General features: G+C 30.6%; 13 protein-coding genes. 9 read left to right on the top strand and 4 right to left on the bottom strand.

Translation table 11 applies throughout. The annotated features are described in order from the left end of the window. The first annotated feature begins 2 nt into the window (after positions 1–2). On the top strand, positions 3–1,385 hold the full coding sequence (locus AJN70_RS08715) for an FAD-linked oxidase C-terminal domain-containing protein (RefSeq protein ID WP_070295704.1): 1,383 nt from the start codon (positions 3–5) through the stop codon (positions 1,383–1,385). A 3-nt stretch (positions 1,386–1,388) separates the two neighbouring features. Next, positions 1,389–2,195, top strand: coding sequence for a YihY/virulence factor BrkB family protein (locus AJN70_RS08710; protein ID WP_070295703.1), 807 nt, complete (start codon positions 1,389–1,391; stop codon positions 2,193–2,195). Here AJN70_RS08710 and AJN70_RS08705 read toward each other — a convergent pair. From AJN70_RS08705 to AJN70_RS08690, 4 genes are read right to left on the bottom strand one after another with little or no spacing between them, the layout of a single operon-like run. Beyond that, on the bottom strand, positions 2,139–3,398 hold the full coding sequence (locus AJN70_RS08705) for a ComEC/Rec2 family competence protein (protein WP_070295702.1): 1,260 nt from the start codon (positions 3,396–3,398) through the stop codon (positions 2,139–2,141). The genes AJN70_RS08710 and AJN70_RS08705 overlap by 57 nt on opposite strands. Continuing rightward, on the bottom strand, positions 3,398–3,955 hold the full coding sequence (locus AJN70_RS08700) for a DedA family protein (RefSeq protein WP_053872364.1): 558 nt from the start codon (positions 3,953–3,955) through the stop codon (positions 3,398–3,400). The genes AJN70_RS08705 and AJN70_RS08700 overlap by 1 nt, the downstream gene beginning before the upstream one ends. An 8-nt stretch (positions 3,956–3,963) precedes the next feature. Further along, a complete protein-coding gene (gene rny / locus AJN70_RS08695; RefSeq protein WP_052857493.1) occupies positions 3,964–5,517 on the bottom strand; it encodes a ribonuclease Y in 1,554 nt (517 codons plus the stop codon). Continuing rightward, positions 5,438–6,064, bottom strand: coding sequence for a 5-formyltetrahydrofolate cyclo-ligase (locus tag AJN70_RS08690; RefSeq protein WP_044779072.1), 627 nt, complete (start codon positions 6,062–6,064; stop codon positions 5,438–5,440). The genes rny and AJN70_RS08690 overlap by 80 nt, the downstream gene beginning before the upstream one ends. 82 nt (positions 6,065–6,146) lie before the next feature. Between AJN70_RS08690 and AJN70_RS08685 the strand changes: the two genes are divergently transcribed. The 7 genes from AJN70_RS08685 (at position 6,147) to AJN70_RS08655 (ending at position 12,271) form a co-directional block, all read left to right on the top strand. Beyond that, positions 6,147–6,704, top strand: a complete 558-nt coding sequence (locus AJN70_RS08685) for a TlpA family protein disulfide reductase (protein ID WP_053872365.1) — start codon at positions 6,147–6,149, stop codon at positions 6,702–6,704. Further along, positions 6,704–7,570, top strand: coding sequence for a signal recognition particle-docking protein FtsY (gene ftsY, locus AJN70_RS08680; RefSeq protein WP_053872366.1), 867 nt, complete (start codon positions 6,704–6,706; stop codon positions 7,568–7,570). Before AJN70_RS08685 ends, ftsY begins: the two co-directional genes overlap by 1 nt. Then, a complete protein-coding gene (radA, locus tag AJN70_RS08675; protein ID WP_053872367.1) occupies positions 7,570–8,910 on the top strand; it encodes a DNA repair protein RadA in 1,341 nt (446 codons plus the stop codon). Before ftsY ends, radA begins: the two co-directional genes overlap by 1 nt. Positions 8,911–8,978: 68 nt before the next feature. Continuing rightward, positions 8,979–9,659 carry a F0F1 ATP synthase subunit A gene (locus AJN70_RS08670; RefSeq protein ID WP_002858390.1) on the top strand — a complete coding sequence of 227 codons (681 nt, stop codon included), beginning with the start codon at positions 8,979–8,981 and terminating at the stop codon, positions 9,657–9,659. After that, the gene (locus AJN70_RS09950; RefSeq protein ID WP_053872368.1) at positions 9,656–9,841 is read left to right on the top strand and encodes a hypothetical protein; all 186 of its coding nucleotides are present in this window, start codon (positions 9,656–9,658) and stop codon (positions 9,839–9,841) included. The genes AJN70_RS08670 and AJN70_RS09950 overlap by 4 nt, the downstream gene beginning before the upstream one ends. 118 nt (positions 9,842–9,959) lie before the next feature. After that, positions 9,960–11,378, top strand: a complete 1,419-nt coding sequence (gene gatB / locus AJN70_RS08660) for an Asp-tRNA(Asn)/Glu-tRNA(Gln) amidotransferase subunit GatB (protein WP_070240412.1) — start codon at positions 9,960–9,962, stop codon at positions 11,376–11,378. Beyond that, a complete protein-coding gene (locus AJN70_RS08655) occupies positions 11,375–12,271 on the top strand; it encodes an NAD(P)H-dependent glycerol-3-phosphate dehydrogenase (RefSeq protein ID WP_074468983.1) in 897 nt (298 codons plus the stop codon). Before gatB ends, AJN70_RS08655 begins: the two co-directional genes overlap by 4 nt. Positions 12,272–12,273 lie beyond the last annotated feature (2 nt).

Here is a 12,273-nt window from a genome sequence, read left to right as displayed (position 1 = left end):
ACATGAAAAAAGAATTTGAACAATATTTTAAACGATTTTTAGGAGAAGAAAACGCTTATTTTGATGAAATTCACAAAAGAGCTTATAGCTATGATGCGACAAAAAAACATTATTTACCCGATGGGGTTCTTTTTCCAAGAAATGAAGAAGATATTGCTCAAATTTTAAAATTTTGCAATGAAAATAATATCATAGTCATACCACGAGGCTCAGGATCTGGTTTTACAGGAGGAGCTTTAGCTGTTAATGGCGGTGTGGTGCTTGCTTTTGAAAAGCATATGAATAAAATTTTAGAAATTGATCTTGAAAATTTAGTGGCTGTTGTGCAACCTGGGGTTATTAATATACATTTACAAAAAGAAGTGGCTAAATACGGACTTTTTTATCCGCCTGATCCTGCTAGCATGGAGTATTCTAGCTTAGGGGGTAATGTAAGCGAAAATGCTGGGGGAATGAGAGCTGCAAAATATGGCATTACAAAAGATTATGTGATGGCTTTAAGGGCTGTTTTGCCTAGCGGAGAAATCATTCGTGCAGGAAAACGCACTATTAAAGATGTAGCAGGTTATAATTTGGCAGGAATTTTAATCGCTAGTGAAGGTTCTTTGGCAGTTTTAAGTGAGCTTACTTTAAAATTAATACCTTTACCTAAATTCAAAAAAACTGCTTTTGCTATTTTTCCAAGTGTAAAAAGTGCTATGAATGCGGTTTATAAAAGTCTTGCTAGCGGTGTAAGTCCTGTATCTATGGAATTTTTAGATAATCTTAGCATTAGAGCGGTTGAGAGTAAATTTAATAAAGGTTTGCCCATAGAAGCTGGCGCTATTTTGATTGCTGATGTGGATGGTAATGTTAAAGAGGCTATTGATGAAGATTTAAGAAATTTAGAATATTATTTTTTAGAAGCTGGCGCTAGCGAATTTAAAATAGCAAAAGATGAACAAGAAACCGTAGATATTTGGTTTGCTAGAAGAAATTGTTCTCAAAGCATTACCATGTATGGAGCTTTAAAACTTAATGAAGATATTACAGTTCCGCGTTCTAAACTACCTACTTTGCTTGAAGGTATAGATGAGATTTCTAAAAAATATGGTTTTAAAATTCCTTGTTTTGGGCATACAGGGGATGGAAATGTGCATACTAATGTTATGATTCCTGATAAAAATGATAAAGAGCAGGTGAAAAAAGGCTACGAAGCTGTGGAAGAGATTTTTAAATTAACAGTGAAACTTGGAGGAACTTTAAGCGGAGAGCATGGTATCGGACTCTCTAAAGCACCTTTTATGAATTTAGCTTTTTCTGAAGCCGAAATGAATTTAATGAGAAATATTAAAAAAGCTTTTGATCCAAATAATATATTAAATCCTTTTAAAATGGGACTTTAGAAGGTGAAAAATTTTTTTACTATTTTGCTAAATTTGCGCGATAAGGAAATTTTAAATTATGCAGCAGCGCTTAGTTTTTATACTGTATTATCTTTAATACCTATTTTATTTGTATGTTTTTCTGTTTTTACGCAAATTTCCAGTTTTAAAGCTTATTATGAAAAAGCAAAGCAAGTAATTTTTGCTTTTTTAATACCAACGCAACAAGATATTGTTGCTACTTACATCGATACTTTTTTAAAAAATAGTGTAAATTTGGGTATTGTAGGTCTTATTGCTATGGCATTTACTTCTTTAGCTTTTTTTTCAGGCTATGATTTTGTAATCAATCGCATTACTAAAAATGAACCTAAAGGACTTTGGCAAAGCATTAGTTCTTATTGGACTCTTTTGACTCTTGTTCCTTTAGGGCTTGGGCTTAGTTTTTATATTTCAGGTTTTATCCAACAAACTTTAGATGATTATAAAATAGGGTTTAATTTTTTTGAAATTTTACCCTTTGTAATTATTTGGGGTTTATTTTTTATATCTTATTCAAGTTCTGTTCATAAGGGAACTCTTAAAAGTTTAGCTTTAGTATCTTTTGGAGCGGGTGCTATTTGGTATATAGGAAAAAATTTATTTGTATATTATGTGGTATATAATAAAACATACGCTAGTGTTTATGGATCTTTTTCTATTATTTTATTCTTTTTTATTTGGATTTATATTTCTTGGATTATTTATCTTTTTGGGCTTAAACTCTATTATTTTCTAAATCACAATCATAATGAAGGGAATAAAATTCGCAAAAATACAAAGAAAAGCTAGATATTTAAATCGCACAGAGATTAAAGAAGCAATAAGATAACTTATAAAAATCCAAAACGGGATATGGATATTAGTTCCATAAATTTTAAATTTAAAAAATTCATCCAAGATAAAATTGAGCAAATCTCCATAGTTTATAAGATGCAAAAATAATACTAAAGGATAAAATATTACAAAAATTCCACTCAAAATAATACCTAAAATTTGTTGGTAGCTTATAAGTGGAAAAAAATAAAGCACAGGTAAAACCATAGCAAAAAAAGTCCAAATATTAAGCAAAATAATATTTATAAGATTATTAAATTTATTTGCAAAATGATGCATATATAAAAAAATATAAAAAACACCTAAAATAGAAAATAAAAATCCAATGCTAAATAAAAGTCTAGGGTAAAGAGAAATGCACAATAAAATACTACAAAAAAGTGTAAAGAAATTAATAATTTTTATATTTTTACACAATAGATAAAAAACCCAAAAAGCCATAATCAAGGAGCGCACAAAAGAAGGGACAAACCCTATTAAACAAGCATAAGCTAAAAGTAGTGTAAAAATTAAAATACTTAAATCTAAACGTAAATTTCTATAAGGAAAATATCTTTTTTGGAAAAAACTATAAATTGGAGCTAAAATAAAGAAAACTAAGCTAAAAAGTAAGCCTATGTGATAACCGCTAATTGCTATAAGGTGTGCTATGCCGTAGTAATTTACATCGTTTCTAAGCTCTAAAGATATGGGCAGTGCAAAAAATAAAGCACCATAAAATTCTTTAATTTTTTCATTTGTATGTTGATTTAAGAAGTAAGATATAATGGGATTGTATTCTTTTTCTTTTAATTTTTTAAAATCATAAGAAGGTGCATAAAAACTTTTGCTCAGATAGTCTTTAAAGTTAATATTATGGGTGATAATTCTAAGGCTTAAAAGTTGATTCTTGCTTAAATTTAAATCCTTAAAACTTGTAGTATAAAAAGTGAAGTTTTCAGTTTGTAGCTTTAAAACCCAGTATTTTTTATTTTTTTTATTATATTTTATATATTGGTGCGTTAATAGAGCGTTACTTATAAAGTAATGTTTTTGGTTTTTAAAGTTTAAAAAATTATTATATTCTAAAAGGATATTAAAAATAAAAATAATAATAACAGATAAAAATAAATAATGAAATTCTTTAAAAGAGTAAAAAAAAGAATTCCATAGAGACATTATTTTTTGGAAAATTTACTTAAATAAAACCAAATTATTCCAGCTAAAAATAATAAAAATAAAGGAGCAGCATAAGGATATAAACTCAGTTTATCAAAAATTGCTTCAATAATATACCCAAAAGTATAAGCAGTAAAACCTAGAACAATAGCCCATGACAAACTAGCTAGAGTATTGATAATAAAAAATTTAATAAAATTATATTTTGCCATACCTGCAGCTATAGGAATGAAAGTTTTTAAACCATAAATAAATTTTTGAGTTACAAATAAAATAATTCCGTGTTGTTTTGTTTTCATCATAGCAAGGGCTAGCTTGCGTCGGTGTTTTTTAAAATAAGGCATAATATCTTTTTTATAATATTTTCCAAGTATAAAAAGCAAAGTTGAACCTATGGTATTAGCAATAAAAGCAAGAGCAATGCAAAAACTAAGATCCATTTTTCCTTGAGAACTTAAAACTCCTGCAGCTAAAATTCCAACCATTCCACCTCCTAAAGAGTAAAAGAATAAAACAATATAACCATATTTTATTAAAGTATCAATCATATCTTGCATAATAAACCTTATTTAGCGTATTCTACAGCTCTAAGTTCACGTATAACATTGACTTTAATTTCACCAGGATATTGCATTTTTTCTTGAATTTCAGCTGCTATTTCCTTAGCTAAAAGTACACTTTCATCATCATTAACAAGCTGAGCATTGGCTATGACGCGAATCTCTCTTCCGGCATTGATTGCATAGGCATTTTTAATTCCTTCTTTACTTTTAGCGATATCTTCTAGCTCGCTGACTCTTTTTAAGAAAGCTTCTAACACTTCTCTTCTAGCTCCAGGTCGTGCAGCACTTAAAGTATCTGCTGCACAAACAGCTGCTGATTCTATGCTTGTAGCTTCTTCGTGTCCATGATGTGCGTAAATAGCATTGATTACTACAGGATGCTCTTTGTAGCGTTTGCAAAGTTCTGCACCTAAATCCACATGAGATCCTTCAAAATCATGGGTTAATGCTTTTCCTATATCATGTAAAATTCCCGCACGACGTGCTAAATTCTCATCTCCACCACACTCAGCAGCAATGATTCCTGCAAGGTGAGCCACTTCCAAAGAATGTGCTAAAGCGTTTTGTCCATAGCTTGCTCGGTATTTGAGTTTTCCTATGAGTTTTACAATTTCAGGGTGTATTTTATTTAAACCTAGATCCATAACTATGGTTTCGCCTTCTTCTAGAATGGCACTATCAAATTCTTTACACACTTTTTCGTGAATTTCTTCTATGCGCGCGGGTTGAATTCTGCCATCTTCAACTAAAAGTTCTATAACTTTTGTAGCAATAGCACGGCGATAAAGATTAAAACAACTTACTATAATAGCACCTGGTGTATCATCGATGATAATATCAACACCTAAAACCATTTCCAAGGTTTTAACATTGCGTCCTTCTTTACCAATGATACGTCCTTTAAGTTCATCGTTTTTAATGTTAATAACATTGATAAGTCTTTCAGCCGCAAATTCACCTGCAAAACGAGAGGTAGCTTGAGCAATGATGAAATTAGCTTTTCTTTTGGCTTCATTTTTTGCTTCTTCTTCATATTTTCTTACTATATGTGCAATTTGCTCGCGAGAATTTTCTTCTACTTTTTTAAGAATGATTGCTTTAGCTTCATTTTGTGTAAGTCCTGTAGAATGTTCTAAAATTTTTAAAACATCGTCAAGTTTTTCTTGATATTTATTTTTTAATTTATCAACATCAGATTGTAAGTCTTGAATGTGTTTTTGTGACTTACAAAGGTATTCTTTATCTTCTTTTAGTTTTTCTTCTTCTTGCTGAAGTTTTTGTTCTTTTTTAGAAAGATCATCAAATTTTTGATTAAAATCTTTTTGAATTTTGTGAGTTTTTTCTTCATATTTTTTTTTAACTTCTAATTCTGCATTAAGAATTGAATTTTTTGCATCTTTTAAAATAAGCTCTGCTTCGTATTCTATAGCTTTGGCTTTAGCTTTAGCTTGCTCTACGAAAATTTCATATTTGGCATCATTGATTTTTTTTGCAACTAAATATCCTATACCGAGTCCGACTATAGCGGCTATAAATGCGATAAGTGATTCTATCATTTTTTCTTTCTTTCTTGTAATATTTTTTATAAGGGTTTATGTATAATTTTCCTGAAATATCATGCTTTTGTGTTAGATTATTTTGACTTAAAGCATCTATACTTTGGACAAATATTATATGAGGTTTGTAATTTAAATTTTCAAAAAATCTATCATAAAAACCTTGCCCATGTCCTATTCTTTTTAAATTTTTATCGACGCCAATTACAGGCACAATAGCTAAATCAATTTTTGCTTTAAAAAAAGAATCTATAGGCTCTAAAACCCCAAACCTTTTTTTAATAAAAGGCAATCTTAATTTTACAATTTTTAAACTTTTATCTTGCATAAATGGAACAAAAAGTTTGTAATTTTTATTAAGAATATGGCGAAATTTTATTAAGTTTGGTTCATAATGCAAGGGAATAAAAATTAAAATATTTTTAGCTTTAAATAGTTTTATTATTTTAAGACATTCTTTAAATATTTTATAATCTTGTTTGAAATTTAGTTTTGAATGTTTGAAAAGGCGTATTTTTTGCAATGCTCTAAAATCTGTTTTTTCCATTAATATGCCTTTAAAAAAATATTATCTTATATATGTTATAATTTTAGCATTTTTATAAAGAAGAATAAAGGATTGATAAATAATGAAGATTAAAAAAATACTTTTACTAGTGGTAATATCTTGTTTATTTGTTGCTTGTAGCAATGATAAAGAAAAACAGCAAAATGATGTAAATTTAAGCACCGAGGCAAGTATAAATCAAAGTGATGATATGAATTTTAAACTTAATTTGATTGATGGAGGATCAATTTCAGTAAAAAAAGAAAATGCCGTTTTAAATTTCAACGATGAAGATAAGGCAACTTTGTTTGTATTTTTTACTACTTGGTGTACTCCTTGTATTGTCGAAATTCCTCATCTTAACAAACTGCAAGAAAAGTATAACAATGATTTTAATATAGTTGGAGTTTTATTAGAGGATAAGTCTAATGAGGAGATTCAAAAATTTATAGAACAACATAAAATATCTTATAAAGTCTCTAATGGTGAAAATAACTATCTTTTAGCTAAAGTTTTAGGTGGGGTAAATGGAATTCCTACCATGTTTCTTTACAACAAGCATTCTAAATTGATTAATCAGTATTTAGGGCTTATTCCTGAAGAAATGCTAGAAATCGATATACAAAAGGCTATACTTTAATGTTTAATTTTTTTAAAAAAGGACTTGCAAAAACTCTTGAAAATATTATTGGAGTTAAAGGAGAGAATAAAAAGATAACCAAAGATTTGCTTGAAGAAATTTTGCTTGAAGCAGATGTAAGTTATGAAATAGTTGAAGAGATAATTTATTATTTACCGCCTCAAAATGAAGTAAAAAAAGAAGATTTAAAGCGTGTTATGGGTTCTTATTTTCTTTATGAAAAAAAAGAAACCAATCAAGAAAAACCTTTTGTAGAGCTTATTTTAGGAGTAAATGGAGCGGGAAAAACAACAAGTATTGCCAAACTTGCTTATTTATATAAAAACCAAAATCAAAAAGTGATTTTAGGAGCGTGTGATACTTTTAGAGCAGGTGCGATTGAGCAATTAAAACTTTGGGCGCAAAAAGTGGATGTAGATATAGTTTTAACTGCACAAGGGCATGATCCTTCAGCGGTTGCTTTTGATACCATTTCTAAAGCAAAAGCAAAGGATTTTGATAGGGTTATTATCGATACAGCAGGGCGTTTGCAAAATCAAAAAAATTTAACTCATGAGCTTGAAAAAATTGTAAGAATTTCAAACAAAGCTTTAGAAGGTGCACCACATAGAAAAATTTTAGTTTTAGATGGAACACAGGGAAATGCTGGAATTTTACAAGCTAAAGCTTTTAATGAGCTTGTAAAACTTGATGGCGTGATTATCACAAAGCTTGATGGGACTGCTAAAGGGGGTGCGCTTTTTAGCATAGCAAGAGAGCTTGAACTTCCTATTTTTTACGTAGGCGTAGGTGAGCAAATGACGGATTTACAAGAATTTAATGCAAGTGCTTATTTAGATACTTTATTAGATCCTATTTTTGAATAATGGCAAAAAATAAAGCACTTTTTGAATGTCAAGCTTGTGGAAATCAACAAAGCAAATGGCTTGGAAAATGTCCTGATTGTGGAGCTTGGGATAGTTTTGTAGAATTAAAAGCTGAGCAAATTAAAGTTTTAAAAGAGCTTGCGCAAGTTAGTATGAAAACAAGTGAAGCTGTTTGTATTGAAGATGTGGAATTAGAACATTTTACAAGATACAGCACAGATGATAATGAGCTTGATTTGGTTTTAGGCGGAGGGCTTGTTGAAGGTTCTTTAGTGCTTATAGGCGGAAGTCCAGGTGTGGGAAAATCTACGCTTTTGTTAAAAATTGCTTCAAATTTAGCCAAACAGGGTAAAAAAGTGCTTTATGTCAGTGGCGAAGAAAGTAAAGCTCAGATTAAATTAAGAGCTGATCGCCTTGAGGCTAATACTCCGAATTTATTTTTACTTACTGAACTTTGCCTTGAAAATATTTTAGAAGAATTACATAAAAAGGATTATAGTATTCTTATCATTGATTCTATACAAACTCTATATTCAAATAAAGTCACTTCAGCAGCAGGAAGCATCACTCAGGTGCGTGAGATTACTTTTGAACTTATGCGTGTTAGCAAGGCTTATAATATCAGTACTTTTATCATAGGGCATATTACTAAAGAAGGTGCTATAGCAGGGCCTAGGGTTCTTGAGCATATGGTAGATGTGGTGCTTTATTTTGAAGGAGATGCCACTAAAGAAATCAGACTTTTAAGAGGCTTTAAAAATCGTTTTGGTGGAACGAATGAAGTAGGTATTTTTGAGATGACTGCTAAGGGTTTGATCAGTGCAAAAGATTTAGCAAATCGTTTTTTTACTCGTGGAAAGGCTATTTCAGGAAGTGCTTTAGGTGTTGTGATGGAAGGATCTCGTGCCTTGGTTTTAGAAGTTCAAGCTTTAGTGTGTGAAAGTTCTTACCCAAAACGCAGCGCTACAGGATATGAAAAAAATCGCTTAGATATGCTTTTGGCTTTGCTTGAAAGAAAACTTGAAATTCCTTTAGGGCATTATGATGTATTTGTAAATATTAGCGGCGGAGTAAAAGTAAGTGAAACTGCGGCGGATTTGGCTGTGGTTGCAGCTATTATTTCAAGTTTTAAAAATCGCCCTTTGAGCAAAGATAGTATTTTTATAGGGGAGCTTAGTTTAAATGGAGAAATTAGAGAGGTTTTTAGCCTTGATATTCGTTTAAAAGAAGCTAAAATGCAAAAATTTAAAAATGCCATTGTTCCTTCTAAGCCTTTGGAAGATATAGGGCTTAAGTGTTTTGTTGCTAAAGAACTTTCGCAAGTTTTAGAATGGATGTAAATTTTCATTAAAATATAAGTAAGATTTTGCTAAAATTTCGAGTTTAGAATAAAATTTTTGAGGAAACCATGAAAGATTTATTTTTATTTAGCTCTTTGCTTGATGCAAGTCATACTTTTTCTTATTTTTTTCACATAGGTTTGGTAGCTTTAATTGCTGTTATAGTGGCTATGATGGCTACTCGTTCTATGCAACTTGTTCCACGCGGTATGCAAAATTTAGGCGAGGCTTTTTTAGAGGGAGTTTTATCTATGGGTAGAGACACCATGGGAAGTGAAAAAGGTGCAAGAAAATATCTTCCTTTGGTTGCAACTTTGGGGATTATAGTGTTTTTTAGCAATATTATAGGTATAATACCTGGTTTTCACGCTCCAACTGCAAGTTTAAATTTGACTTTGTCTTTGGCTATTATAGTTTTTGTATATTATCATTTTGAGGGTATTAGGGCGCAAGGTTTTGTAAAGTATTTTGCTCATTTCATGGGACCTATTAAACTTTTAGCTCCTTTGATGTTTCCTATAGAGATAGTCTCTCATCTTTCTCGTGTGGTTTCTTTGTCCTTCCGTTTGTTTGGAAATATTAAAGGTGACGATTTATTTTTGATGGTAATTTTAGCTTTAGTTCCTTATATAGCTCCACTTCCTGCTTATGTGCTTTTAACTTTTATGGCATTTTTACAAGCTTTTATTTTTATGATTTTAACTTATGTATATTTAGCGGGTGCAACTGTTGTTGAGGAAGGTCATTGATCTATATTTTAGAATTTTTCAAAGGTGCATCTTTAGCTTTAATGCTTTTGTGCACCTTTTTTCTCTTTTTTAAATTTATATCTTATTTTTATCTTGTTTTGGGGTTTATTTTTAGCCTGCTTTTATTTTTGGTTTTTATGTTGTTTATAGAAAACCATGAACTTAAAAATCAGAAAAAATAGTTGTTTTATAATTTCATAATTTTAAAATTAAACAAATACAAATCAAAGTCTAATATTTAAAGCCTTTTCTAAAAGAAAAAAAGATAAAATAAAGCATTTAAAAATTCAAGGAAATTTTATGTTTGAAGTAGTTATAGGTCTTGAAGTTCATACTCAATTAAATACTAAAACAAAAATCTTTTGTTCATGTGCAACTTCTTTTGGAGAAGCTCCAAATACCAATGTTTGTCCCACTTGTTTGGCCTTACCAGGAGCTTTGCCTGTTTTAAATGAAGAGGTTGTAAAAAAAGCTATAGCTTTTGGAAAAGCTGTCAATGCAACAATTAATAAAAAAAGTGTTTTTAATCGTAAGAATTATTTTTATCCAGATTTACCTAAGGCTTATCAAATTTCACAATTTGATATCCCTATAGTAGAAAAGGGTGAGCTTTTTATCAATGTAAAGGGTGAAAATAAACGCATAGGTATTACAAGAGCACACTTAGAAGAAGATGCAGGTAAAAATATCCACGAAAATAATTTTTCTAAAGTGGACTTAAATCGTGCAGGAACTCCTTTGCTTGAGATTGTCAGCGAACCTGAGCTTAGAAGTAGCGATGAGGCAGTAGCTTATCTTAAAAAGCTTCATTCTATCATACGCTTTTTAGACATTTCAGATGCAAATATGCAAGAAGGAAGTTTTAGATGCGATGCAAATGTTAGTATAAGACCTAAGGGTGATACAAAACTTTATACTAGGGTAGAGATTAAAAATCTTAATTCTTTTCGTTTTATCCAAAAAGCTATAGAATATGAGGTGAAAAGACAAAGTGAGGCTTGGGAAGATGGAACTTACGAACAAGAAGTAGTTCAAGAAACCAGACTTTTTGATACAACAAATTTAGTTACAAGAAGTATGCGTGGTAAAGAAGAAGCGGCAGAATATCGCTATTTTCCAGATCCTGATTTATTGCCTGTTTTATTAAAAGATGAGTTTTTGGATATTAAAATCCCTGAACTTCCTGATGAGAAGAAAGCACGCTTTATAGACGAGCTTGGTATAAAAGAAAGTGATGCTGAGGTTTTAATCAGTTCTTTAGAAATGAGTCGTTTTTTTGAAAGTCTTATTTCTCAAAATTTAAATCCTAAGCTTTGTGTAAATTGGTTAAATACTGAACTTATGGGACTTTTAAAAGGAGAATTGACTATAGAAAATTCTCCCGTAGATGCTCAAAAGCTTGGAGTTTTAATTAAACGTATAGAAGATGGCACTATCAGTGCAAAAGCGGCTAAAGATGTCTTAGCTTTTGTGTTTGAAAATACTAGCATGGAAATTGATGATGCTATAGAAAAGCTAGGACTTAAGCAAGTAAGTGATGATTCAGCTATAGAAGCGGTAATTGAACAAATTTTAAATGCAAATGCTGATAAGGTTGCAGAGTATAAAAGCGGTAAAGACAAGCTTTTTGGATTTTTTGTGGGTCAAACAATGAAAGAGGGTAAGGGAGCTTTTAACCCTGCAAAAGTAAATGAAATTTTAAAAGCAAAGCTTGGTTGATGCGTATAGCGGTTATTGGTGCGGGAAAATGGGGCAGTGCTTTACATCTAGCCTTAAAAGAAAATCACAATTGTTTTATCAGTTCTTTGCATCAGCGTGATTTAGAAGATTTTGTTAGCATAAAAGAAGCTTTAGAATGTGAATACCTTGTTTTTGCTTTAAGTTCTCAAGGGATGCGTGCTTGGCTTAAAGAAAATTTCATCAACAAAGGACAAAAAATTTTAATTGCTTCAAAAGGCATAGAAGATCAAAGTTGTCAATTTTTAGATGAAATTTTTTTAGATTTTGTGCCAAAAGAAAATTTTTGTGTTTTAAGCGGTCCTTCTTTTGCTGCTGAAGTAATGCAAAAACTTCCTACTGCTTTGATGATTAGTGGGATAAATCAAGAGCTTTGTAAAAAATTTGCGAGTTTTTTCCCTGATTTTATTAAAACTTATATTGATAATGATGTGCGTGGTGCTGAAATTTGTGGTGCTTATAAGAATGTTTTAGCGATTGCAAGTGGGATTAGTGATGGGTTAAAACTTGGCAATAATGCAAGAGCAGCATTGATTTCAAGAGGACTTATAGAAATGCACCGTTTTGGTAAATTTTTTGGTGCTAAAGAAGAAACTTTTTTAGGGTTAAGTGGAGCAGGGGATTTGTTTTTAACTGCAACCAGTGTTTTATCAAGAAATTATAGAGTGGGTTTAAAACTGGCGCAAAATCAAAAGTTAGATAGTATTTTAGCTGAGCTTAATGAAGTAGCAGAAGGTGTAAAAACTGCTTATGCTATAGAAAAATTAGCAAAAATGAAAGGAATTTATACACCTATTGTAAATGAAGTAGTGGCAATTTTTAAGGGTAAAAGTGTGCAAGAAGCAACGCAGAATTTATTAAAGCAAAATGATTAAGG

This window comes from Campylobacter sp. BCW_4341, assembly GCF_001764255.1.
GTDB classification, from domain to species: Bacteria; Campylobacterota; Campylobacteria; order Campylobacterales; family Campylobacteraceae; genus Campylobacter_D; species Campylobacter_D jejuni.
Note: the sequence above shows the minus strand (reverse complement) of the source record. Positions and strands in the feature narration are given on the sequence as shown.